The sequence below is a fragment of the Pseudoalteromonas sp. C8 genome (assembly GCF_011378685.1).
In the GTDB taxonomy this organism is placed as follows: Bacteria; Pseudomonadota; Gammaproteobacteria; order Enterobacterales; family Alteromonadaceae; genus Pseudoalteromonas; species Pseudoalteromonas arctica.
Genome location: NZ_WTKT01000020.1, coordinates 43,743 through 68,939, shown reverse-complemented (window position 1 = coordinate 68,939; position 25,197 = coordinate 43,743). Strand labels below are relative to the sequence as shown.

Genomic DNA, 25,197 nt, shown 5'->3' with positions numbered 1-25,197 from the left:
TTTAATGGGAAAACTGTTTACCAGCTTATATTTATATATCATCGTTTCTTTGTTTGTAGTAAGCGGTGTTATAGAGCAATTGTGGCCTTACGAAGAGTCGCAACAACAGGTCTTCTTAGATGATGAGTTTGGGCAATCACTCTGGTTGCTCTCACAAACTCCAAATGGTCTTAAAAAATTAAAGCACAACTTTGAAAGTAAAGTGATTGAACGACGTGATTTAATACTCCCTCAAAAACAACAATCGCAGCTCAACCAAAACCACTACTTATACTTATACGATAAGCAACAACGCATTGTTTGGTATGTAGATCTCGGTAATGATTCATTACTTCAAGTAGGACCGGTAGGTGTATTAACGCAGGAATCATCTTCTGTTTGGCCGTATTTATTACTACTTATTATTGTAGGTATACCTGTTGGGCTGTGGAGCTTTTTACTATGGCGCGACTTTGCAAAGCTACGTAAAGCGTGTGAAGCGGTAGAGGGTTTGCAAGACTTTCAACTAAATGACTCTTCTAAGTCTTTCTTTTTACCTATTACTGATACATTAAAGGTAATGCAGCAACGTATTGAGTTTTTACTTAGTGCGCAGCAAGAACTTACCTCATCGGTGTCGCATGAGTTTAGAACACCACTAGCACGTTTAAAGTTTGCAATTGTAATGCTGCAAGAACAAATGCTTGACGAAAAAGGTGAGAAATACTTAATAAACATGCAAACAGACATTAGCGAGCTTGAGTCACTAGTTTCTGAAATGCTCGAATACGCGCGATTAGACTCTCAACAACCTAGTTTACAGCCAATAAACTGTGACTTAGCTGGGCTGGTAAAAACAACTGTTGAAAAGCTAAACTTTGAAGCCCGAACAACGCTCTCCGTAAACCTCCCTGAGCATTTAAATTATTACTGTGATAGTCACTTTATGGCGCGAGTATTTCAAAATTTAATTGGCAATGCGCTCAAATATACCCATAAACAAGTCAAAATTACATTGCTACAAGAGACAAAATACATCGTATTGATTGTTGAAGATGATGGGGAGGGGATAGCTCCCGCTGAGCGAGAAAATGTATTTAAACCTTTTACTCGACTAGATAAAAGTAGAGGCAAGGATACCGGTGGTTTTGGTTTAGGACTCGCTATAGTTGCTAAAATTGTGTCGTGGCACCAAGGAGAGTGTAAAGCAGAAAACTCAAGCTTAGGTGGTGCTAAATTTATTGTATATTTACCCCTCAAATTTAAGACATAAAAAAAGCGCCTAAAGGCGCTTTTTTTGCGGTTAAAAACCAAAATCAACAAGTAGCAATATAATAGACCGCAGGTGCTTAAAAAAGTTCTCAACTATTTTTATTTTTTTCAAGTAATGGCATTAACATTTGCTCAAGGCCATTTAGTTTTACCTCATACATCATCGCAAGTTGACTACCTAGTTTTGAGTCAGGAAACCCTTGCTGATTAAACCAGACTAAATAAGGCTCTGGGAGTAACAACAATGGCCGTCCTGCATATTTTCCAAACGGCATTGTAGTATTTATCGCTATTTTTAGTTGTTTTGGATCCATAAAAACTACTTATGTATTTAAAGTATGCGTAAGTGTAAGGGATTTTAGAGATATAAAATAGGCTGTGACGGGCAAGAAACAGCCTATTTTGCGAGGGAGTAGGCCCTCTGATTTAATAATTTTATGTTGATTGATATAAACCTAGTTGAACTTTAATTAGCTGGGATCTAATTAAGTTATTATTAGAACATGGGTTCTTATTTAACCAACAGAGTTAGTCTACCTGTTTTTCATTGTTGTGGTGAATTGGCTTGTAAAGGAATGTAAATAGAATTGCTTTTTATTTAAAAACTAATAACAAAGCCTTAACTGATTAAGGCCTTGTTATTTATAGACGTTATAAAAAGTAATTATTCGTTAAATAGCTCTTGTTTAACGTGCTCTGCAAAACCACTACCGGCTTCTAGGTAAAAGTTATAAGTAGAATGAACACCCATTTCTTCTAGTTCTTTTTGTTGATCAGGGTAGTTTGCAATAGCTGTTACTTGGCCTTTATAACCAGAGGCTTGTAGTTGCTCTAAGGCAAAAATATTTTGCATGTGTTTTGGCATCGCAAGCATAACCATTTCTACTTGCGAGTGATTTACTCGTTGCCAAAAGTCAGGGTCGGTTGCATCAGCAATTAAGACGTTGCGGCCTCTGTTAACGTGCTTATCTACCACCTCAGGTTTTATATCTATACCTGCAACAACATTTGGGTGAGTCGCGTTGATAGTCTCATAAGCACCAGTACCAATCCGTCCCATACCAAAAATGACTATTCTAGTATCGTTAAGGTTAACAGGTAGCTCTTCAGCTAAACGAGTTTTGCTTTCGAACTTTAATAACCAGTGCTCAATTTTGACGTACAACTCGTTTGAACGTTTATTTAATGGGGAGGCAATTATAAAGGTAATAGAAACAGCAATTGCCATTACAGCTAGCCATTCAGAGGTGATCATGCCTGTAGTTGCAGCCACTGCACATACAATTAAACCAAACTCACTGTAGTTAGATAAGCTAAAAGCAGTAAGTAATGATGTACGCGCGCGTAGTTTAAATATATTAGTGAACACATAATAAAGCGCTATTTTAACGGGTAATACTAAAATAAGTATAATAGCAACAATCAAGGAGTTAGTGGTTAGCTCTGCGCTCAAACCAATACTTAAGAAGAAGCCAACTAGCAATATGTCCTTTAAATTAAGCAGGGATTTTGATAGCTCGCCTGCCTTTTTGTGAGGGGCAAACATCATTCCTATTATTAATGCACCTAAATCGCCTTTTAGGCCTGCAAATTCAAATGCATGATAACCAGCAACTAGAGCAAAGAAAAAACCAAACAATGGTAATAGTTCACCATGTTTAGATCGGTTCAATACGCCATACATTACAGGTCGTAATAAAGGCAAAGCAATTATTAGTGCAATTGCCCATAAATTTGGGACTTTGCCGGTGCTAATAGCTAAAAAGATAACAGCAAAGATATCTTGCATTACCAATATACCAATGGCTATTTTTCCGTGTAGGCTTGCCATTTCTCCGCGCTCTTCAAGTACTTTTACTGCAAATACAGTGCTCGAAAAACTCAGTGCAAATCCAACCAATAAAGCACTTTGCCAACTTAAATCAACAAATAGTGGAATAGCGAATACGCCAAGTAACAGCATAAAACCACTAAATAACGCACTGCTAAAAATGATATGCAATGTTGCAGGTGCCCAAACTTGAGGTTTAATTAAACTGTTAACTTTAAGTTTCAAGCCAATACTAAAAAGAAGAAGGGTTACGCCAAGTGCTGCAATTGTATCGAGCAACTCTGTACTTTTATATCCCGATAAATTTAAAGCAAAGCCTGCTAATAAAAATCCAATAAGAGGAGGTAGTTTTAATTGATAAACGGCAAAACCACAAACAAACGCGGCAGCAAAATAGATTAGTTCCATAATTCTTAATATCACTTCATTTGGTGTTGCAGTGTAACGAAAAATTTATGCCATTGAAAATATAATAGACCTAAAAATGAACGCGTCTAATCAATTACTTGCCTTGCTGCGTATGAAAAATGCGCATTAAACACTTATTTAATCGTAAATAGTATGTAAATAACATTTTTTCACTGACATTAGCTTTTAAATATGGTTAAGATGCGATAACGAAGAAGTTTAAGCCAGAGTAAATAATAGAGCAGCTCAGCTTAAGGAGAGAGATATGTTTAAAAAGATTTTAGCGTCGGTAGGTATTGGTGCTGCAAAAGTAGACACTATTTTAGAAACTGAACACCTACAACCAGGTCAACTTTTTAACGCACAAATAGTTATCACAGCAGGGGATGTTAGCCAAGATATCGCAGGCTTAGATTTATTATTAATGACTCGTGTTAAAGTTGCGGGTGATGATGGCGATTATTTTACTAATCATGTAATTGAGCAATGGCGAATTACAGATATTGGTACAATTGAGCCAGGCGAAGTTAAAAACATCCCTTTTGAAGCACGTCTTCATTCTGAAACACCTATTACAGAAATTAATGCAGGTTATAATCAATCGCATGTATGGCTAGAAACAGGCCTAGATATAGACTTAGCACTTGACCCAACAGATAAAGACCATTTACACATTTACCCTAATGAAGCGGTTAAAACGTGTATGCAAGCGATGGAAAAGTTAGGTTTTAGTTTAATGAAAGCTGACGTAGAAAAAGGCCACTTACGGGCTTCAACTTTTCAGTCATTATCTGGGTGTTACCAAGAACTTGAGTATAAGCCTAATAGCCGCAGCTTATTTGGCATTCAGGAGATTGAATTATCGTTTGTACCAGAGGCACATAAAACACATGTGCTTATAGAGCTAGACAGAGCCTTTAAAGGCGATGGTTATGTAGATTTGACCATAGAGCACGATCATGTGAATCTATCGCAGTTGTGTGATCAGCTAGAGCGCTTATTTACTTAGTATAAGCTAACTAAGCTAGCGAGTGATTTTAATAAACCCAGCCTAAGCTGGGTTTTTTGCTTATAGGATTTAATATGCAGTTTAAATGTGAGCAGTTTGACGCTCTTGATACACAGACTCTTTTTATTATTATGCGTGGGCGGGTTAATGTATTTGTTGTAGAACAAAAATGTCCTTACCCTGAAATTGATGATGTAGATATTGCTTTAAATACACAGCATTTATATACATTGGATAATGGGCAACTACAAACTTATGCGCGTTGTTATGACAAAAGTGAGCAATACAGCGCAATAGGTCGCGTGCTAGTGAGTGAAGGAGCGCGTGGTAATGGGTATGCTACTTTACTTATTACTGAAGCTATAGACTGCTGCAAAGCACAATGGCCTGAGCGAGATATTTATATAGGTGCACAAACTTACTTGCTTGATTTTTACCGCTCTTTTGGCTTTGAGGATTATAAAAGTGAATATTTAGAAGACGGTATACCTCATCAAGATATGATTTTAAAACTCACTAAATAAATCCAATTTAAGCAGCTATAAAAAAGCCCACTAATGTGGGCTATTTTAATTTAAGACTATTTTAAGGTTAAGGTATTATTTAGCTCAAGAGTGAGTGTAAAAATACCATACCAATAGCAAGTGGACACACAAACTTGGTATACCAAGGCCATATTTTCCAAAACAATGTGTTATGGACCTCAGGATTACCTTCTTTAATTGCTTTAAGTAATGAGCCTCTGTACCAAATCCAGCCTACAAATATACAACACATCAGGCCAAGCAAAGGTTGAGCTACTTTTGTAGTTAAAGTAATCACTAAGCCAAATAAGCTGCTAAGGTTACACACAATTATAATGCTAACGATAGCAATTAAAGCTCCAATCAACCAGGTTGCCTGAACGCGTTTCATCCCAAAGCGTTCTACAGTGTATGATACTGGCGCCTCTAACATTGAAATAGATGACGTTAAAGCGGCAATACTCATTAACGCAAAAAATGAAAAGCCCACAAATAAGCCAACTTCGCCCATTCCATCAAATAAAGCAGGGAGTACCTGAAATACTAACGTATCTTCAGAGAGTAATTTACCTGTTGAGGCCGAGAATATTTCAACGCCTTGAGCTTGCGCTACATACATAGCCGGAATAATCAGTAAACCCGCTACAAAGGCTATAAATACATCAATAAGGGTTACATAGGCACCTAAAGAAACAAGATTTTCTTTTTTGCTAATGTACGAGCCGTAAATAATCATTACGCTAGTACCTAGCGATAAAGAGAAAAAAGCTTGTCCTAGTGCGCTAACTAATAGTTTTGCGTCAAAAATAGACGAAAAATCAGGAACTAAGTAAGCCTTTAAACCTTCCATTGCGCCATCTTGGGTCATTACATAAGCAATAAGTGCAAATAAAATCCCCAAAAGAGCGGGCATTAAACGTTTTGACCATTTTTCAATACCGTTCTCAACGCCTCTACTGATAATAGCGACAGTTAGTACGATAAAGATGAGAGTGAATATGATGTTTCGGGTAAGTGATTGCTCACTTAACCATGTCGATGCTGTGTCGGCACCGACAAGAGTAGCTATGGGTTCAGCTGTAGCGCTGAGCATCCAACCGGCAACAATCGCGTAAAAACTTAATATAAAGCCAGCACATAAAATACCGCCAAAACCAACAATAAAGGCAAAGTGTTTTTGCCATGGCTTATTAGATATTTTTTGAAGTGATGAAACCGCGTTTGCTTGGCCGTGACGACCAATCATAAGTTCAGCCATTAAAGCGGGGTAGGCTAAAAAGAACGCAAGCACTAAATATGCGACTAAAAATGCAGCACCGCCATTACTTGCTGTTTGTGTAGGGAATCCCCAAATATTGCCCAAACCAACGGCAGAACCCGCGGCGGCCATAATAAAACCAAAGCGAGAGCTGAACTCGCCTCTAACTGCGCTCATATTATTGTACTTCTCTATTGTGTGACGGCGGTGACAATCTACTGGAAATGTTAAAAAATAAAAAGTGCTTATTTGCTGATCTAGCACAATTTAATAAGTAAAGTGTGTGTTATAACCATCGATTTTAATTGTTGTTATCGAGTCGTTTAAAATAACGAGTTGATTTTGTTTAATAATTGTTAATTACAGTCTGTAACTATTGCTTTACGAATTATGATGCTGTGCAATAGTGAGAGTAAAACACGCACCACCTAGCTGGGTACTTTTACTTACTTTAACACTGCCATGATGCCAGTCGGCTACTTTTTCAACAATAGCTAGACCAAGGCCGTAACTTTTATCAGCTCTGTTACGGTGATCTTCTTCCCTAAAAAATGGGCTAAATACATTACTAAAATTTTCTCGAGCGATACCCGGGCCGTCATCTTCTACCGTTATTATAAGCTGTTGCTCGTGTAACTTTGCACTGAGGTAAATATGTTGGCTTGCAAAATCACATGCGTTAGTTAATAAATTAGTAATTGCGCGAGCAAGCCAGTGAAGATCGGCATTTATTGTTTTATCGGTACTATTGAGTTGTACGTTGAGCATTTGCATTTCAAGTTTTGGTGCAAGTTGCACTAAAATATCTTCAAGGTAGGATTTAATATTGGTTGATGAATAGGTCAGCTTATTAGCATTTTGCTCTAAAGTAGCAAAAGCTAAATAGCTACTAAGCATCGATTCCATATGGTCTAAATCGTTCTCCATACGGGTTAAATACTGTTTTACTTTTTGCTCATCATGGCTATCTAATGCCGCATCTAAACCAAATCGCAGGCACGCGATAGGGGTGCGTATATCATGAGATAAACTTGAAGCCATTAGCTTGTTTTCGGCGACAAGTTTCTCTATTTGGCTGGCCATGCGGTTAAAGGTAAGCTCTACGTCTTTTATGTAAGTAAAATGCGATACTTTTATTCGGGCTTGAACATTACCTGAGGCAAACTTTTTAGCGGCTTCATTTAACACGGTTAATCGTTTAGCTAAGGGCGCAATAATAAACCCCATAAATACACATAAGCCTGCGTAAAAGAGCAAGGTTAATATAATGTCGTTATGTTGCTCGCTATCAAAAATTTTATCTAAACGCATTGATAAGTGAAAAGGATTTAAAACAGCGCTGCTATAAAGCATATAAAAGCCTTGCTGATCTTCTAAAATCAGCCCACCCGGCGTGTGCATTTGTAATAATAAAGAAGGCGGTAAAGCAAGTGATTCATTAGGTTTGTAATCAATTAAAACATCAAACTCTAGCGCCAGTTGTTTTACATAATCGCTGCGCTCAGATGTGGGTATGTTAGCTAATTGCTTGCTAAAACCCATAATCATTTTACTTTGCTGACTAAATTCATCCTGTGGGGTATGTGCTTGTTGACTAAAAGCATCAATAAGCCAGCCCAATACCACAATAGATAAAAGTGCACTGCCTAAAAGCGATATATAAAACTTTTTCATTTATTTATTCATCACTTTATTACCACGCAGTAGAAACAAGTAAATATCCACGGCCCCAAATAGTTTTAATTTTTTCAGGGTTTTGTGGATCATCATTAAACTTTTTACGAAGTGCAGAAATAAGTACATCAACACTTCTATCAAGCCCATCGTATTCTCTGCCTTTGGTTGCTTTAAATACAGCGTCACGCGAGACCACTTGGCCTGCATTGCTCGCAAGGTAATGAAGCAGTAAATACTCAGCACTTGATATGTTTACGTCTTGCTTGTTGAGTTTTACATTTCTAGATTCGGTATCAATACTAAGCGTACCAACATTAATAACACTCTCGTTAACGTGTGGGGTATTTGGCTCATTGTTTTGGCGAAGGGCTGCTTTTATACGCGCTAGCAATGCACGAGGGCGCACAGGTTTCATTATGTAGTCGCTTGCACCTACTTCTAGACCAATGACCTCATCCATTTCTTCATCGCGTGCGGTGAGCATTATGATGGGCGAATTATAAAAACTACGAAGTTCTCTACACACGCTTATACCATCTTGCCCTGGAAGCATAATATCAAGGAGCACGATATTTGGATTTAACGTTTTGACTTGGCTAATTACTTCGTCACCTCTGTGACAAACATGCGTTGTGTAGCCTTGCTCTGTTAAGTATTCAGCAACCCATTGAGCAAGTGATACATCGTCTTCAACGAGTAAAATAGTGCCATAGTTATCCATGAAAATATCCTTAATGCGATTGGTATTAAAATAGTCGCCAGCGGCGCTTTTTTTGCCTGTTTTGATATACCCATTGAAGCTTTACTTCGGCAATACTAATTATTTTAGAGGTATTGCTGTCAAATAGTTCAAATGAAATACTTTGCTGTGAATCAAATGCATAATTAAAGGTACCGCTCTGTTGCTTGAGCCAACATTGCATTATGTACTTTGAGGTGGCGTCACGTAGGCAGTAATTACCAATGATAGGTTGCTCCCACGTTAGCGTTACGTCAGCATAGCAATTTCGCCCTTCGCGCAATGCAACGCAGGTGTCTGGAACTGCTATAAGTGCTTCAGGAGGTTCCTGAGCTTTAACAGTAAAAGTACTGGGGAAGATCAGTAATACACAGATCCATCTAAAATACATAACGTAGGCCTACCTTGGCTTTGTGTTGATATCCTTGGGAAATAATTGGACTGTCGTCAATCTCTTTTGAAAACCATGTGGTAAGCCAGCCGGATAAAAACACCCAATCTTGGCTTATTGGGTACTCAGCATGGAACTCAAAAATAATACTAGTACTGGCATTGCTGCTATAAACCGGGCGAAGGCTGGTGGCTTCATCGCTATCAATACCAAAGTAATAATTGGTAAAGTCAGCAGAGTAGGCGCTTAAACCAACACCAGATCTAAACTCCCAGTTTCGCCACGGCAAAATGTGACTAAAAAAGCTATTTATAACCCAGCCATTGTGCGCGCCAGATACGTCATGAAGGTATTCAAAAGAGAATTGAGAATTTTCAAATCGACGAGAAAGTCGAAGGCCGACGTCAAAGTCGTAATTACGTTTTTTTATACCTTGGAGTTCTTTTATAACACCATGGTTATAAAATCCGAGGCCTTTTTCGTCAAATCCAGCTTGAGTATTTGTGCCTAATATATCTAGGCCCCAATCAAATTTATCTATAAGACTGTAGCCTATTACAAGGCCGCCACTGAGTTGATTGTGATCGAAATCAAGGTAAAATTTATCGTAGGAAACAGCAAGACTTAAGTCGAGCTCAACGCCTTTATCGTAAGACTCAATGCCGACAAGGTAAGAATCTTCAATATAAAAGCCCGCACCAGCACTCCAATCCCACGCAAAGCCTTGGGTTGGCTCTAACGTATTATCTGCATAATAGCGGTTACTTGCCATACTCGACGTGCTAAAAATGCAGCAAAAAAGCAGTGTTATGCTCAGTAAAGTATGGTTAAGCAAAGCGTTTCTCATCCCTTAGGGCCTAATTATTATTTGTTATTAAGCGTAGTATATTGTTAATTCGTTCCTTTAATCTGTAAAAAAATGTAGTAAGTGTTAGGTCTGTTGATCTTTCAAGGTTAAATTTGCAGCAGTCTGTTTGGTATTTAGGTAAGGCAGAGCCTATGCAGTGTGGCTATTCCCCATAAATGGGCGATAACGTAGCATTAATGCCAAACAGGCGCTGCCCAAAGGGTTCTTCCTAGGGGCTATTTACTCTTTGTTGCTCGGTTTTGACTTATTCTTACATGGATGTAAGCCAGTAGAATAACGCAGGAGCAGTTATCGAGCCCACTAGGTTACAAATCTCGCGCCGCGATTAAATAGCCCCTAGTTTGAACAAATTTTAATCCGTAAAGATCAACAGACCCTAATTTACTGAACTTTAATTTTATCGATTAATATACTACTCAAGTAAAACTGCATCATAGGTGTTAATGCACTTACTTCTGTTCTGTTACATGGACCGCTAAGTTTGGTGAGGCTAGATAGTTTTGACAATGTTTTGTACTGAGGGATTTGAATATCTTTGCCAAGTCTTTCAATACGGGCCTCGTCAGTGTTTTGCTGATGAATAAAAGCGACAACCTCAAGCTCATTTGTGATTTTTTGCTCTTCGGTGAAATTGTAAATTAGTGGTTCACGATGAAAACTTGCGCTGTCGATTGAAGATTTAGCAAACCAAACAACATCACCCGATGACTTGTGCGTGAGACGCATACTAACTTGTGCAAATATTGCAGCGCACTGCTGTGTTGGGTATTGCTGGGCAACATTTGAATATAAAGTAAATGGCTTCTCTGGTTGCTTTATTGCGTACTTAGTATCGTCTGTGAAAGTTAAATCGAGTTGCTGAATAGTCAGTGTGTAGTCACTGTTATTTTTAGTTGTTACTTTTAGTTGTTTATCGTTCAGTGCTTGGCTAATTTGCGATAGAAGTTTATCGGTTACGCTTGCCTTATCGGTAATGATTTTTACTGTTTGGTTTCTAACTACTTTATGTGCAGGAAGTTGAACCGATTTAACTTTTGGAGATGAGTGCTCTGTAGTGTACTCAAGTTGATAGGTCTGACTTTTTAATGTTGGCTTTAATGGCATAGCCAGTGGTTCGGCCGGTTGCTTTGTAATAGCACAACCAGTTGTTAATAAAATAAAAAGTGACACAACTAAAAAACGCATAAGTACTAAACACTCGCTTAAAACCAAATAATCGTCGTATTGTACGTTAGTCCAAACAAAACTTCATGATATTATCTGCGCAGATTTAGTTAAAAAGATAAAATTTATAAAAAATGAAGTATCTCAACTCTTTATTGTATTGCCTATCTGCTTTGTGTTTGCTGTTTAGTTCTGTGGGTTTTGCAGCAAAAGCGGATCCTGATTGGGATGCATTTGTAAAAAAGTACGGCCGTTACGCACAAAAAAAATTAAAAAGTAAAGGTATACCCGGTGCAGCGCTTTCGATTGTAAATATAAACAATTCAGATTACATCCACACCATGGGCGTAACTAAATCACGAAATGGACAAAAAGTTAATAAGCATACTCGGTTTAGACTCGCGTCTGTTTCGAAGACATTTGCAGGCTCGTTATCAGTTAAATTGGCTGCTAACGGCCTACTGGAATTAGATAAGCCTGTTAGCGAATACATAACTGATTTTAAAGGGACTGTTTATCAAGATGATTTAAAGGTGTTTCATCTTTTGAGCCATTCAAGTGGATTAGTTCCTAATGCATACGACAATTTAATTGAATCTCGTATGGATTACCCAGGTATTGTTGAAAAGCTGCTTAGCGTCAAACCAATTTGCAAACCCGGCGAATGTTATGGCTATCAAAACGTTATGTTTAGTCTTATAGGCGATGTGATATTACAAAGCACCGATAAAAGTTACGGACAGTGGTTACGAGAAGCTATTTTTGAGCCATTAAAAATGAGTGATGCGAGCTTAGGTTTTGAACAAATGGTGCATGACAATAATTATGCTCTACCTCATGTGCGGGGTAAAAAGCGCTGGTATAGCGCTAAGCTTAAAAAAAATTATTATAAAGTGGGACCTGCAGCGGGTGTAAACGCGAGTGCAAGTGACATGGCCATTTGGTTAAAAGCCCAGCTAGGGCATTACCCTGATGTTTTGTCATTGGATACTCTAGCAAAGCAAACGCGTCCTTATACACATACAAAAAAAGAAATGCATCGCAGAGTGTGGAAAAAACACCTTAATGAGGCTTATTACGGGTTAGGTTGGCGCGTCTATAACTATGCTGATGAAACACTTTACTATCATAGTGGCTGGGTGCAAGGATATAGAAGTGATGTGGTTGTATTTCCTCACTTAAATATTGGTTTTAGCTTAATAGTTAATGCTGAAACCGGCGTAATCAATGAGCTAACGACTGAATTTATCGACAGGCTATTAGAATACAAACGAGGTAAAAAAATATGAAGAGTAAAATAATATTAGCAATCACTTTTTTAGTCATGTCATTCAATTGTAGTTTAGTGTTTGCAGCACCTGATGAGATATATTTGTTTCGTCATAGCGAAAAGTTAACGGGTAAAAATCCAGCGCTCTCAGAGGTGGGAAAGGCACGTGCAAATAATTTAGTTACGTTGTTTAAAGAACATCAAAATATACATCTTTTTAGCAGCAACTATAAACGCACATTGCAAACAGCCGCACCTTTGCAGGCACATTTTAATACCAAAATAAATGTGTATAACGCAGGTAAGCTAAGTGATCTAAAAAATGAGTTACTAAAACTAAAGGGAGTGGTTGTTGTTATTGGGCACAGTAATACAACACCGCAACTAGCCGAGCTACTTTCGAATGAAAAAGTGCCAGCAATGAGTGAAACACAATTTACTCAGTACTTTATATTGAATAAGAAGCCCAGTAGTAATGGTAGTGAATATGATGTAACCCATCATAAAATGAGTTTTTGATTTAAAACGTTAAATAATAAAAAACCAGCATTAAGCTGGTTTTTTCAATTTAAACGCACTAAATCCTTTAACAGGAATAATTAGTTACGCGGTAAATGTATTTTTTTCTCAACGCTTTGACGATAAAGCACAATAGTGTGACCTATCGTTTGTAGCTTAGTCGCACCAGTTTCACGTACGATTGCTTCAAAAATTAGTGCTTTTGTTTCACGATCGTCAGTTGGAACTTTAACTTTGATTAATTCGTGAATTTCTAATGCACTTTGAATTTCTACTACTACGCCTTCGGTTAAACCGTTAGAACCTAGTAAAACTACAGGCTTAAGGCTATGTGCCTGACCTTTTAAAAACTGCTTTTGTTTGTTTGATAATGTCATGTTTATACAAATTTTGCTGAATATGGCTTGAATTAAGGGTATTCTAACGCCATCTAGAGAATATTACTAATTAGTTGCGTGTTAATTTATGACAAATAAAAAACAGTCAGCCAGTTCACAACGATGGCTGAAAGAACATTTTGATGATAAATATGTTCAAGAAGCGCAAAAAAAAGGCTGGCGTTCCCGAGCGGTTTTTAAATTAGATGAAGTACAAAATAGAGATAAAATACTTCGTCCAGGTATGACAGTTGTTGATTTAGGGGCGGCTCCAGGAAGTTGGTCTCAATATTTGGCTGAGAAAGTAGGTGACAAAGGCCAAGTGATCGCGTGTGATATATTGCCGATGGATTCACTTGCGGGTGTTGACTTCTTACAAGGTGACTTTCGTGAGGAGGCTGTATTAAATGCGTTGTTAAAACGTATTGATGGTAAAAATGTTGATGTGGTACTCTCTGACATGGCACCAAATATGAGTGGCAATAACTCAGTAGATCAAGCGGGTAGTATGTATTTGGTAGAACTTGCGCTGGATATGTGTAGTCAAGTACTAAAGAAAAATGGCGCATTTATTGTTAAAGTTTTCCAAGGAGAAGGCTTTGATCAATACTTGCAAGATGTACGTAATAGTTTTAAAGCAGTGAAAATACGCAAACCTGATGCCTCACGTGCCCGTTCTCGGGAAGTATATATAGTAGCGACTGGATACAAACTGTAGTACAGTTGCTTGGCGTTTAGTTGAATTTAAATTAATTGGATACAAGAGGTTAACCCCTTGAGCGATATGGCGAAAAATTTAATACTATGGCTGGTGATTGCAGTTGTGCTGATGTCAGTCTTTCAGAGCTTTAATGGCGGCGAGCAAGTTGATCGTCAAACAAGTTACACTCAATTTGTAAAAGATGTCCGCAGTGGCTCTTTACAAGAAGTTATTATCGACCGCGGTACAGGAAATATTACTGGTACTAAGAGCAGTGGTGAGCGTTTTCAAACAACGATGCCAATGTACGATGAAGACTTAATAAATGATTTACTTAAAAATGATGTAAATGTGAAGGGTGTACAACCTGAAGAACAATCATTCTTAGCAAGTATATTTATTTCTTGGTTCCCGATGATACTGCTTATAGGTGTATGGATATTCTTCATGCGTCAAATGCAAGGCGGCGGCGGTAAAGGCGCTATGTCATTTGGTAAGAGTAAAGCTCGCTTAATGAGCGAAGACCAAATTAAAACAACGTTTGCTGATGTTGCAGGTTGTGATGAAGCAAAAGAAGATGTTACTGAGCTGGTAGACTTTTTAAGAGATCCTTCTAAGTTTCAAAAACTTGGCGGTAGTATTCCTAAAGGTGTACTAATGGTTGGTCCTCCAGGTACCGGTAAAACGTTACTTGCGAAGGCTGTTGCTGGTGAAGCTAAAGTGCCATTTTTTACAATTTCTGGTTCAGATTTTGTTGAAATGTTTGTGGGTGTTGGTGCGTCACGTGTACGTGACATGTTTGAGCAAGCTAAAAAAGCGGCACCTTGTATTATCTTTATAGATGAGATTGATGCGGTTGGTCGTAAACGTGGCGCAGGTATGGGCGGCGGTAACGATGAACGAGAGCAAACACTTAACCAAATGCTAGTAGAGATGGATGGTTTTGGTGGTAACGAAGGTATAATCGTTATTGCAGCAACTAACCGACCAGATGTATTAGACCCTGCATTACTTCGTCCAGGTCGTTTTGACCGTCAAGTTGAAGTAGGTTTACCTGATATTCGTGGTCGTGAGCAAATACTTAAAGTACACATGCGTAAAGTGCCATTAGGCGATAACGTAGAAGCTGCTCTTATAGCACGTGGTACTCCAGGTTTCTCTGGCGCGGATTTAGCAAACTTAGTAAACGAAGCTGCACTTTATGCTGCACGTGGTAATAAACGTGTTGTAAGTATGGCTGAATTTGACGCTGCTAAAGATAAGATCATGATGGGCGCAGAGCGCAAGACCATGGTGATGAGCGAGCAAGAAAAAGCAATGACTGCATACCATGAAGCAGGCCATGCAATTGTTGGTCGTATGGTGCCAGAACATGATCCGGTTTATAAAGTATCTATTATTCCACGTGGCCGTGCGCTGGGTGTAACAATGTACTTGCCTGAACAAGATCGTGTTAGCCATTCAAAAGAGCTTTTAGAATCAATGATTTCTAGCCTTTATGGTGGCCGTATTGCTGAAGCGCTTATTTACGGCGCAGATAAAGTAACAACGGGTGCAAGTAATGACATTGAACGAGCTACAGATATAGCGCGTAAAATGGTTACACATTGGGGTTTAAGTGAAAAACTAGGTCCGTTACTTTACGCTGAAGATCAGAACGAAATGTATATGGGTGGTGGCGGTAGTCGTTCATCTAGCATGTCGGACGACACGGCAAAAGTAATTGATGCAGAGGTTCGATTACTTTCAGATCGTAACTATCAAAGAGCAGAGGAAATATTAAAAGAAAATATTGATATTCTTCACTCAATGAAAGATGCGTTAATGAAATACGAAACTATTGATGCTAAGCAAATTGATGATTTAATGGCACGCCAACCAGTACGTGAACCGCGTGATGCACATGACCGTCATGAAGCTAAACCGGTAAAAGCGGAAGAACCTCAAGAACCAGTTGCTGATGAAAGTCAAAAGACTGATGATTCATCAAAAAAAGATGAAACAAACCTTGATGACAAAGCTGAATAATCGTTAAAATAGTAATGAAAGCCCCGAACTTCGGGGCTTTTTTGTATCAGCTATTTAGAAAAAGAATAAAGGTTGGCAATGACTAACATATTAAAGCTTCCGAGAGGGCGTACGCTTAATCTTGAAAAGCCCGTTATTATGGGAATATTAAATGTAACGCCGGATTCATTTTCTGATGGTGGGCAGTTTTTAGATCCCAAAATAGCGCTAAAACGCGCAATGCAATTATTAGATGACGGTGCGACAATTTTAGATATAGGGGGAGAATCTACTCGCCCAGGCGCGCCAGATGTTAGCTTAGAAGATGAACTTGCTCGAGTAATCCCTGCTATTAAAGCGATACGTCAGCACAGTGATTGCGTTATTTCAATTGATACCAGTAAAGCACAGGTAATGGAGCAAGCAATACTTGCAGGGGCAGATATAGTCAATGATGTTAGAGCTTTACAAGAAATAGACGCCTTAGAAACGGTTGCGCAGTATGAAGATGTAGCAATTTGTTTAATGCATATGCAAGGGCAGCCCCGGAGCATGCAATCGTCACCTCATTACGATAATTTGTTTGCAGATATAAGTATGTTTTTTAGTGAACGTATTAAAGCATGTGAAACAGCTGGGATTAAGTTTGAACGACTTATTCTAGACCCAGGTTTTGGATTTGGAAAAACGCTTAGTCATAACTATCAAATATTGGCTAAGTTTGATGATTTTAATAAATTAGGTTTGCCATTATTGGCCGGATTATCTCGTAAATCGATGATAGGTAATTTATTAAACAGAGATACAAATGAACGGTTAGCGGGCAGCTTAGCGGGTGCGTTAATCGCAGCGCAAAATGGCGCAAAAATTATTCGTGTACATGACGTAAAAGAAACCGCAGATGTACTTGGTGTTTATCAAGCCTGCGAGGAAGGAATGGCATAATGAAAGAAAGAAAATATTTTGGCACCGATGGCGTGCGTGGACTTGTAGGCGCTGCTCCAATAAACCCTGAGTTTGCAATGAAGCTAGGCTGGGCTGCTGGGCGTGTATTATCGCAAAGTGGTACTAAAAAAGTAATTATTGGTAAAGATACGCGTATTTCGGGCTACATGCTTGAAACCGCACTTGAGGCTGGTTTAATTGCCGCTGGCATTGATGTTGTATTACTAGGCCCTATGCCGACACCGGCCGTCGCTTATTTAGCGCAAACATTTCGTGCTGAGGCCGGTATTGTAATTAGTGCCTCACATAATCCGTATTACGATAACGGTATTAAGTTTTTCAATGGTCAAGGCTTAAAGCTTGATGATGCAGTAGAACTTGAAATTGAAGCGATGCTTGATGAGCAAATGACATGTGTTGCTTCAGACAAATTAGGCAAAGCATCGCGTTTAGTCAGTGCGGATGGTCGGTATATAGAGTTTTGTAAGAGCCAGTTCCCGCAAGGCCTGTCTTTAAAAGGTCTTAAAATTGTTGTCGATTGCGCAAATGGCGCTACGTACCATATAGCTCCTTCTGTTATGCGTGAACTTGGTGCAGAAGTTATAACGCATGCATGCGAGCCTAACGGCGTTAATATCAATCATGAATGTGGCGCTACTCACGTAGACACCCTTAAACGTAAAGTGCTTGAACTTAAAGCCGACGTAGGTATTGCATACGATGGTGATGGTGACCGCGTAATGATGGTTGATCATAATGGCCGTGTATTTGATGGTGATGATCTGGTTTATATTATTGCTTGCCAAGCAGCCGAGGATGATAATTTGGGTGGCGGTGTAGTTGGCACTGTTATGTCTAACATGGGCCTTGAAAATGCTTTAAAAGCAAAAGGTATCGAGTTTGCTCGCAGTAAAGTAGGGGATCGCTATGTTATGGAATTACTACAGCAAAAAGGCTGGAAAATTGGCGGTGAAAGCTCTGGCCATGTACTAAATCTAGATTTAATTAGCACGGGTGATGGTATTATTTCAAGCTTACAAGTACTTGCTGCTATGGTTGCACAAAATCGTACATTGCAAGACTTAGGCGCTGGTTTTACCAAGTATCCAATGAAGATGATTAACGTGCGTTATACAGCTGGAACTGACCCGACAAAAGCACCAGAAGTGCTTTCAGCTGTAGCAGAAGTAGAGCTTGCTTTAGGCGATAAAGGCCGTGTTTTACTGCGTAAGTCAGGCACTGAACCTGTGGTTCGTGTTATGGTTGAAGCCGAGCAAGAAAAGATTGTAATAGACAGCGCTCAAAAAATTGCAGCTGTTGTAGAATCTATGAGCAAACAAACTGATTAATAACAATAATCTCTTGTAACTTTGGGCGAGAAAAGTTAATATCTCGCCCGCTTTCTAATGTGGAGTGGATAATGGCAATACGCAAGGCGATGGTCGCAGGCAACTGGAAAATGAATGGCTCTTTAGAGTTAGTTAAACAAATGTCTGACGCTATTAACGATGTAAAATCACAAGAGATGGACATTGTTTTATTTCCTCCATTCCCACTTGTACCAGCAATGGTAGCTAGCGGTGTTTCTACAGGAGCTCAAACTGTTTCTGAAAATACGCCTGGCGCATTTACTGGTGAAGTTGATGCGCAGCTTATAAAAGATTTAGGTGCAACTTACGTACTCGTTGGTCATTCTGAACGCCGCAGTATTTATAACGAAAGTAATGCAACAGTCGCTGAAAAGTTTGCTAGAGCACAGCAAGTTGGGTTAACACCAATATTATGTGTAGGCGAGAGCGAAAGTGAGCAAGCAAACGGTCAAACCGAACAAGTAGTTGCTGCACAAATTGATGCAGTAATAGAGAAATTAGGTGTAGCAGCACTGAAAGATTCTGTGATAGCATACGAGCCCGTTTGGGCCATAGGCACAGGTAAGACTGCATCGCCAGAGCAGGCACAAACTGTTCATAAATTTATCCGTGACAAAGTTGCATCACTTGATAGCAATTTAGCACAAGGGCTTGCCATCTTATATGGTGGTAGCGTTAATGAAAAAAATAGCGAATTATTATTTGCACAAACAGATATAGATGGCGGCTTAATTGGCGGCGCAAGTCTAAAAGCAGAATCTTTTACTGCAATCTGTAACAGTGCAAAAGGGACTGTATAAGATGTACGAAATTTTATTAGTAGTTTATTTAGTTGTGGCTTTGGCTCTAGTTGGAATGGTTTTAATTCAACAAGGTAAAGGCGCAGATATGGGTTCTTCATTTGGCGCTGGTGCATCAGGCACAGTTTTTGGTTCGTCAGGTGCAGGTAACTTTATGACAAAAACAACCACAAGCTTAGCAACGGTATTTTTTGTATTAAGCATTGTGTTAGGAAACCTAACTGCTGGTCAAATTAAAAAGACTGACGAATGGGAAAACCTAGAAGCAGCTCCAGCAGTAGAAACAGTAGTTCCTGTTGAAGAAGATGTTCCAGTAACATCTACTAAAGAGCAAAGCTCTGACGTACCAAACTAATTTAGCGTAAAGCTATCGTTAAACGATTTATAGTCCTCAAATAAATCACATGTTTAACAATTAAGCGAAAGCTTAAAAAATGCGGATGTGGTGGAATTGGTAGACACGCCACCTTGAGGGGGTGGTGCTTTAGGGCATGGGGGTTCAAGTCCCCCCATCCGCACCAAATTTAGAAACCAGTAGCAGTGATGTTACTGGTTTTTTTGTATCTGTAATTTATTGTGATTGTTTTATGAGCGATGTGTGTTTATTGTTAAATAATTCTTCTATTTGTTAGAAAAAACTAGAAATATTACAAATTTAGCTCACACTTATAGATATCAAGCCGATAATAGATATAGACAATAAAATAAGGTAGCACAGTATGGCTTCAGGCTTCTCTTTTCAAAACCTAAGCATAACAAAAAAAATACATGCAATAACATGCATTGCGGTAGTGGCTTTCATAGTGATCGTATTGATAAACTATTTAGCTATGAATGATAATAAGGTTTCTCTCGATGAAATGAGTAACTCATCGTATAAGGTTGTAAAAATAACGTCGCAAAACGTAGGGCTTTTAGAAAAACTTGATGAACTTTATACCCAAGCGGTTACGTTTGGTGAGCAAGATCTTATAGTTAAAGCAGACGAGGTATATCAAACTTTAGAGTCTAATATTACCTTAATAACGCAACTTAATAACTCCTACATTAATAACGATATTATTAATGAGTTGTCAGATTATGAAAAAATATCCTCAAGTATTGCTACAGGTATGGTTAACGGTACTGCTGATTTTAGTAAGATTCAGCAACAAGCGCAGCTTAAAACAAGTTTATATGGATCTGTCTTAGAAAGTTTTAAAGGCGCTCAACAAAAAGCGGATAATCGTTTTTTTGAACTGGTTGCCAACACTAAAGCGCGCTCTGATGAAGCATTAACTCTAATGTTAGCTGTATCCATTATTTCATTAATTTTATTATTGTTTATGGCTATTTGGATTGCTAAGAATATAGGTTCATCTGCGAGTGATGCAGCTAACAACCTTAGTTTATTAGCAAGCGGCAATGGTTCTTTAAGCACACAGCTATCTGTTAACTCAGAAGACGAAATTGGCCAAGTCTCTATTAATTTTAACGCATTTATTTCCTTACTAAGAGAAACAGTTCTTGAAGTTATTGCTGTATGTGAGCCTTTAATGGAAAACTCAACACGATTAGTTCAAGGTATGGAACAAGCTGAGCGTGCTACAACAAAGCAAACCACTGATGCTGAAATTGTTAAGCAATCTATGGAAGAAATGAAACAGAGTGTTGGTGATATATCAGAATCTGCAGCTAACGCTTCTCACGCTGCTGAAACGGCCGAGAAAGAAGTTGAACAAAGTCGTACACAAGTACAGATGTCAGTTACCGCTTCTCGTACGCTCAGTGATGAAATTAATCGAGCTGCAGGGACTATTAATAAGCTTGCAGACGATACAAAAAATGTATCGCAGATTTTGAATGTAATTACGTCTATTGCAGATCAGACAAACTTACTTGCTCTTAATGCTGCTATTGAAGCTGCACGAGCAGGTGAACATGGAAGAGGCTTTGCTGTAGTGGCAGATGAGGTTCGTGAACTGGCTTCTCGCACTGCACATTCTACTAATGAAATACGTGAACTATTGGGATCATTAACGACTGCCGCAAATGAATCTGTTGCTGCTATGACTTCAGCACGTGATATGGCAACAGATAATGCTACAGCCGCAGAAAAAACAGGTATTTCAATAGAGAAAATCGCAGAGCAAATGTTAGAAATTAATGGTATGAATTCGCAAATAGCAGCAGCGACTGAGGAACAAACATCCGTTGCAGCTATGGTAGTAGATAATGTGTCAAATATGCATGTATCGTTCGAAGATACTATGGACTCACTACTTGCTGTACGCGACGTAGCCAAAAACCTACATTACCTATCTGATAACCTATTAGATGCAACCGCTAAGTTTAGAATCGAGTAAAGCTTAGTACTGAGTCAGTATAAAAATCTACCCTAGGGTTGATGCCAGTTAGTTAACCGCTGACTGGCTTTTTTGTTTGGATATCTGGTTTGACATACCTAGTATATGTCCACTCCCGCTTTATTAGTAATATGTGATGCTCTACTTTAGCTTACTATTGCTCTATTTATTTAGGGATACTCCCTGAGTTCACAATAAACATAGTCTGAATTAAGTTAATAATATTAATTGCACACGTCGTAACACTCAGTTGACAGAAGTCTTCTGAATTGGGTGCGTAGCTATTGGCTAGAGAAAGTGTTGTAGTGGGTTGCAAAAAAAAGGCCTCTGAATAAATTCAGAAGCCTTCATAAACGAACCAGAAGGCCGGTTTATCGATTGGTTAAATATTTCTCAACCTATCTGTATTAACCTCTGGGTGGTTTTTATATCAATTTCACTGCTAAAAGGTCGCAATTACTTTTACTTTATCGGTCACTTTAGCACTATCAACATAGCCAATTGCATTTCCATTAGCTGCAACAAAATCAATAACAGCTTGGTCAGATGTTAGTTTTTCAGGCGGGGTACCTTTACCTGTAAATACAAGCTTTGACCAATATGCATTTAACTGACTGCTAGACTTACCCACTACTTTGTCGTTAAATTCATCAGCTACAGATGTACCGTCTTGATTTATAGGATTAACTTTATCGCCATTACTAAATGACTTACTTTTTCCCAGATAAATCTTTTTTATTGTGTCAGCATCTACAGAGCTAGCATTGCTTGGATTAATAATCACAGCAACTTCTGCAAATACATTAATTGAGCACAATGAAAGTGCACTTACTAAAATTAATTTTTTCATCATAAGCTCCAATTAAAAGACAAGATCTACACCGACAGCTACAACATCCGTCTCTGTATCAGTTATGTCATCTTCAAAACGACTAAAGTCGATCTTGAAAGCAGCGGAAGGATGAAAATCATAACGTGCACCAATTGTGTATACGTTACTTTGTGCACGAAGACCTTCAAGAGCACCATTTACAGCTGAATTTAAGGTTGGTATTGACTCAATGGTATTAAAACGTGATGAGTCATGTTTGTCATCATTGTCTTCATAAGTAAAATGAACAATTACACTGTCAATACGGTAACCAACTGATGCGTAATACTGTGACTGTTCTGGTAGTATACTGTCTTCAACCTCAAATTGCGTATATTCGGCATCAAACAAAAAGTTTTCATAATCAATAGAAAAACCAACGCCAACGAAGCTCGTTTTATCTTCTTCAGTGATTAGGTCATTCGCAGTATTAGTTAAGCCACTATCAGACAATACACTTACGAGACCAATTAGGCCGCTATCCTCTGAAGAAATGCTAGTGTCGGCCACAATGTATGCAGCTCGCGCACTGAACCAGTCGTATGATAGACTCCAGTTTATACCGCCTAAATTATTTAATTCAGCAGGTAATTCTGTTCCAAATACGTCAATATCACCATCGAATGCACCATAAAAGCCTTGAAGCGTAGAATCCCAATCACCCAATTGAGAGCTGTAAACTACACTAACGCCTTCATAAGTTGAAAATGGGATACCGTATACTGATTTTGGCGGACGTACCCAGCGATAAGCATAACCTACATCCAAGAAATCAGAATACTTGTAAAAAGGAACACGCATTTTACCAGCGCTAAATTGCAGTTCATCGCTGTATTCATAAGTAACGTATGCCCATTCGAATGTAGCGTCAAAGTCATCCTCTCCACGCGCAATAATTTGAGCCGTAGCTGTTAGCTTTTCATGTAGGTCTGCAGATAATTGTAAAGCGAATTTACTCTCATTTTTAAAAGAGATATCGTCATCATAGCCGTACAAAGTACTGTCACTATCCAGACTTTTACCACCGACAATTGATGCAAAACCATTAATTCTTACCTCAGCACTAGCATAGCTAGATGCTAAAACTGCACATACAGCCACTGCTACAGATAGCTTTTTCATATGTTGTTCCTATTTGTTATTTAAATGTTGATTTCTTTATTAGTATAAGTGCATAACGAGTATTTATCTAATAAACAGAATGGTTTAAGGTTTTTATTTAATTTTTAGTCAATATTATTTTGTTTTTTAAATTAATCAGGTGCGAATGTTTGTGTTTAAAAATGTTTAGCCCTGTCTTCGGGTACAAAAATATGCCTCCTGTAACTTATTTTTATAATTTTATCTGTAAGCCATCAGAGCTGTATTTACTGCTACATAAAGTTGCTATTACTTAACTCTATGTATTTCACATAAGTTACTTGGTTTAAATGTTTATATTTTATGTAAATATATAGTCGAAATTATTAATAAGTAAAGTTAGCTATAAGCAAATAGCAACTTTCTAAACGGAAGTTTTATTATAGGATTAAATTTTTTTTAGCGAGATTGTCCAAAGGAAATAGCGCTCATGAAGAAGCTAACTTGTTTTTTATTATGCTGCTTTGCAATGAATGCATACGGTTACGATGAAGTAAGTCTTTTGATAGGTTATATCTCGCTATTTAGCGTCTCCATTACACAAAATAATACTTTGCAGTACTTTCAGATGGCCTCGTGAGTATAAAACTAGTGATTAATTGTAATTCACCTATGGAGAGTCAAGCATTCTGAAAGTGGTGGCCTTCGTTATCAGTAATTACTACTCTAGGGCCTGGTCCATTATTTGCTGGAGATCTGAAAGTTTGTGGTGCCGGGCCACTGCTTTATACAATAAGTAATATCAATACCTTGTAATTATTTCAGGTATTAATAAATAGTAAGGAGAAAAGTATAATTTTTATTTGCAGTATTAAGTTCGAAAAAGTGGATTTTTGATATTGACTCGACATGAAAGGCACTTCCAGAGTGCTGTTTAAGAAAAGAAAGTTGCTGGTTGTATAGGGTATTTAAGTGGGTCCAACTTTGACTTTATGCTTTCAGTTGAAATAATAATTCAGAGTCAGAGTCAGAGTCAGAGTCAAAGTCGAGTAGACACAATAAGGTTTCAAGTAAGCCCGCTTAACTATTGATCTTATTTAAGTTTTTTTGACACCAAAGTAATGCTTGCTGCTTATTTTTTACAGCAATTTTTTGGTAAACCTTGTGTAGGTGGACTCGAACAGTAGCTTCACTTATAAATAAAGTGTCGGCAATTGCACTTGAATGTAAGCCAGAAAATAATAAGTTTAATACTTTCATTTCCTTGCAGGTTAAGTTGTTTGATTGCAACGTAGTTTGTTGTTCACTCGCTAGCATTTGCCTCATCCAATCATCGGTTACTGCACGAGGGAACCATAACTTTCCTTGTTCAATGGCTTCTAATCCTTGTTGAAGTAGTACTTCGTCAGTGCCTTCGTAAAACAATCCTTTTAAATTTGGCCACTCTTTTAATGCCAGTACATCGCAGTCTTTTGGGACATCAAAAATTACCAGTCCTTGGTGACCATTTTTTAGCATGAATTGATTAATAAGTTCATAATTGGTAATGACGTTTAAAGCTTGATAATTAACAAGTAAAACGTTGAAGTCAGCTGCAACACAAAAAAGTGAAGTGTAATTTGGATTTGTGAAGCATTTGAGGCTTTTATCAGCTGTGTTTTCAATATTCATAATATTCTATCCATAGACTACATTTTAGTACTATATTCTTATTTTTAGTTAATTTCAATGATAGGAGAATGTGTTGTAGCTCTTTTTTTATACACTAAAGTACATGTGTAAAGTACGTTTTA

24 protein-coding genes and 1 tRNA gene are annotated in these 25,197 nt (G+C 38.2%); 13 read left to right on the top strand and 12 right to left on the bottom strand.

From position 1 onward, the window contains the following. The first annotated feature begins 4 nt into the window (after nt 1–4). Nucleotides 5–1,252, top strand: a complete 1,248-nt coding sequence (locus tag GQR39_RS17025; protein WP_165736187.1) for an ATP-binding protein — start codon at nt 5–7, stop codon at nt 1,250–1,252. Between the two features lie 88 nt (nt 1,253–1,340). On the opposite strand, the gene GQR39_RS17020 is transcribed toward GQR39_RS17025, so the two are convergent. Both GQR39_RS17020 and GQR39_RS17015 read right to left on the bottom strand, forming a co-directional pair. Further along, entirely contained in the window at nt 1,341–1,565 is a 225-nt protein-coding gene (locus tag GQR39_RS17020) for a DUF3820 family protein (RefSeq protein WP_101216204.1), read from the bottom strand. A gap of 350 nt (nt 1,566–1,915) precedes the next feature. After that, the gene (locus GQR39_RS17015; RefSeq protein WP_007586608.1) at nt 1,916–3,490 is read right to left on the bottom strand and encodes a cation:proton antiporter family protein; all 1,575 of its coding nucleotides are present in this window, start codon (nt 3,488–3,490) and stop codon (nt 1,916–1,918) included. Nucleotides 3,491–3,755: 265 nt separating this feature from the next. On the opposite strand from GQR39_RS17015, the gene GQR39_RS17010 reads away from it, so the two are divergent. After that, the gene (locus GQR39_RS17010; RefSeq protein ID WP_007586609.1) at nt 3,756–4,499 is read left to right on the top strand and encodes a sporulation protein; all 744 of its coding nucleotides are present in this window, start codon (nt 3,756–3,758) and stop codon (nt 4,497–4,499) included. A 74-nt stretch (nt 4,500–4,573) separates the two neighbouring features. Continuing rightward, a complete protein-coding gene (locus tag GQR39_RS17005; protein WP_165736186.1) occupies nt 4,574–5,023 on the top strand; it encodes a GNAT family N-acetyltransferase in 450 nt (149 codons plus the stop codon). A gap of 79 nt (nt 5,024–5,102) precedes the next feature. On the opposite strand, the gene GQR39_RS17000 is transcribed toward GQR39_RS17005, so the two are convergent. The 6 genes from GQR39_RS17000 to GQR39_RS16975 all read right to left on the bottom strand — a co-directional run bounded on the left by GQR39_RS17000 (nt 5,103) and on the right by GQR39_RS16975 (nt 11,141). Further along, nucleotides 5,103–6,458 carry a sodium-dependent transporter gene (locus tag GQR39_RS17000; RefSeq protein ID WP_165736185.1) on the bottom strand — a complete coding sequence of 452 codons (1,356 nt, stop codon included), beginning with the start codon at nt 6,456–6,458 and terminating at the stop codon, nt 5,103–5,105. 204 nt (nt 6,459–6,662) lie between these two features. After that, nucleotides 6,663–7,955, bottom strand: coding sequence for an ATP-binding protein (locus GQR39_RS16995; RefSeq protein ID WP_165736184.1), 1,293 nt, complete (start codon nt 7,953–7,955; stop codon nt 6,663–6,665). Between the two features lie 19 nt (nt 7,956–7,974). Next, entirely contained in the window at nt 7,975–8,679 is a 705-nt protein-coding gene (locus tag GQR39_RS16990) for a response regulator transcription factor (RefSeq protein WP_024590954.1), read from the bottom strand. 25 nt (nt 8,680–8,704) lie between these two features. Next, on the bottom strand, nt 8,705–9,088 hold the full coding sequence (locus GQR39_RS16985) for a DUF3019 domain-containing protein (protein ID WP_007586617.1): 384 nt from the start codon (nt 9,086–9,088) through the stop codon (nt 8,705–8,707). Then, nucleotides 9,078–9,860, bottom strand: coding sequence for a MipA/OmpV family protein (locus tag GQR39_RS16980; protein WP_007586620.1), 783 nt, complete (start codon nt 9,858–9,860; stop codon nt 9,078–9,080). The genes GQR39_RS16985 and GQR39_RS16980 overlap by 11 nt, the downstream gene beginning before the upstream one ends. A gap of 477 nt (nt 9,861–10,337) precedes the next feature. Continuing rightward, nucleotides 10,338–11,141 (bottom strand): hypothetical protein, encoded by an 804-nt coding sequence (locus tag GQR39_RS16975; RefSeq protein WP_024606927.1) that lies wholly within the window; start codon nt 11,139–11,141, stop codon nt 10,338–10,340. 113 nt (nt 11,142–11,254) lie between these two features. On the opposite strand from GQR39_RS16975, the gene GQR39_RS16970 reads away from it, so the two are divergent. Both GQR39_RS16970 and GQR39_RS16965 read left to right on the top strand, forming a co-directional pair. Further along, nucleotides 11,255–12,409: a serine hydrolase domain-containing protein gene (locus GQR39_RS16970; protein WP_165736183.1), complete on the top strand. Its 1,155-nt coding sequence runs from the start codon at nt 11,255–11,257 to the stop codon at nt 12,407–12,409. Beyond that, nucleotides 12,406–12,909, top strand: coding sequence for a histidine phosphatase family protein (locus GQR39_RS16965; RefSeq protein WP_165736182.1), 504 nt, complete (start codon nt 12,406–12,408; stop codon nt 12,907–12,909). Before GQR39_RS16970 ends, GQR39_RS16965 begins: the two co-directional genes overlap by 4 nt. A gap of 80 nt (nt 12,910–12,989) precedes the next feature. Here the strand turns inward: GQR39_RS16965 and yhbY are convergent, their stop codons facing one another. After that, nucleotides 12,990–13,286 (bottom strand): ribosome assembly RNA-binding protein YhbY, encoded by a 297-nt coding sequence (yhbY, locus tag GQR39_RS16960; RefSeq protein WP_002963153.1) that lies wholly within the window; start codon nt 13,284–13,286, stop codon nt 12,990–12,992. A gap of 88 nt (nt 13,287–13,374) precedes the next feature. On the opposite strand from yhbY, the gene rlmE reads away from it, so the two are divergent. The 8 genes from rlmE to GQR39_RS16920 all read left to right on the top strand — a co-directional run bounded on the left by rlmE (nt 13,375) and on the right by GQR39_RS16920 (nt 21,453). Then, nucleotides 13,375–14,004 carry a 23S rRNA (uridine(2552)-2'-O)-methyltransferase RlmE gene (rlmE, locus tag GQR39_RS16955; protein ID WP_007586629.1) on the top strand — a complete coding sequence of 210 codons (630 nt, stop codon included), beginning with the start codon at nt 13,375–13,377 and terminating at the stop codon, nt 14,002–14,004. 66 nt (nt 14,005–14,070) lie between these two features. After that, the gene (gene ftsH / locus GQR39_RS16950) at nt 14,071–16,014 is read left to right on the top strand and encodes an ATP-dependent zinc metalloprotease FtsH (protein WP_032827068.1); all 1,944 of its coding nucleotides are present in this window, start codon (nt 14,071–14,073) and stop codon (nt 16,012–16,014) included. A 78-nt stretch (nt 16,015–16,092) separates the two neighbouring features. Further along, the gene (folP, locus tag GQR39_RS16945) at nt 16,093–16,938 is read left to right on the top strand and encodes a dihydropteroate synthase (protein WP_165736181.1); all 846 of its coding nucleotides are present in this window, start codon (nt 16,093–16,095) and stop codon (nt 16,936–16,938) included. Continuing rightward, the gene (glmM, locus tag GQR39_RS16940; protein WP_165736180.1) at nt 16,938–18,287 is read left to right on the top strand and encodes a phosphoglucosamine mutase; all 1,350 of its coding nucleotides are present in this window, start codon (nt 16,938–16,940) and stop codon (nt 18,285–18,287) included. The genes folP and glmM overlap by 1 nt, the downstream gene beginning before the upstream one ends. Nucleotides 18,288–18,358: 71 nt before the next feature. Beyond that, nucleotides 18,359–19,108, top strand: coding sequence for a triose-phosphate isomerase (tpiA, locus tag GQR39_RS16935; protein ID WP_165721601.1), 750 nt, complete (start codon nt 18,359–18,361; stop codon nt 19,106–19,108). A gap of 1 nt (nt 19,109) precedes the next feature. Further along, nucleotides 19,110–19,463 (top strand): preprotein translocase subunit SecG, encoded by a 354-nt coding sequence (secG, locus tag GQR39_RS16930; protein WP_002962769.1) that lies wholly within the window; start codon nt 19,110–19,112, stop codon nt 19,461–19,463. A gap of 81 nt (nt 19,464–19,544) precedes the next feature. Continuing rightward, nucleotides 19,545–19,629, top strand: a tRNA-Leu gene (locus GQR39_RS16925). A 198-nt stretch (nt 19,630–19,827) separates the two neighbouring features. Continuing rightward, on the top strand, nt 19,828–21,453 hold the full coding sequence (locus tag GQR39_RS16920) for a methyl-accepting chemotaxis protein (RefSeq protein WP_024590962.1): 1,626 nt from the start codon (nt 19,828–19,830) through the stop codon (nt 21,451–21,453). Between the two features lie 442 nt (nt 21,454–21,895). Here the strand turns inward: GQR39_RS16920 and GQR39_RS16915 are convergent, their stop codons facing one another. The 3 genes from GQR39_RS16915 to GQR39_RS16905 form a co-directional block, all read right to left on the bottom strand. Further along, complete coding sequence (locus tag GQR39_RS16915) at nt 21,896–22,303, bottom strand: phosphate ABC transporter substrate-binding protein (protein ID WP_024590963.1); 408 nt, start codon at nt 22,301–22,303, stop codon at nt 21,896–21,898. Between the two features lie 12 nt (nt 22,304–22,315). Next, nucleotides 22,316–23,446: a porin gene (locus tag GQR39_RS16910; RefSeq protein WP_076924484.1), complete on the bottom strand. Its 1,131-nt coding sequence runs from the start codon at nt 23,444–23,446 to the stop codon at nt 22,316–22,318. A 1,038-nt stretch (nt 23,447–24,484) separates the two neighbouring features. Then, nucleotides 24,485–25,075 carry a LuxR C-terminal-related transcriptional regulator gene (locus GQR39_RS16905; protein WP_165721603.1) on the bottom strand — a complete coding sequence of 197 codons (591 nt, stop codon included), beginning with the start codon at nt 25,073–25,075 and terminating at the stop codon, nt 24,485–24,487. Nucleotides 25,076–25,197 lie beyond the last annotated feature (122 nt).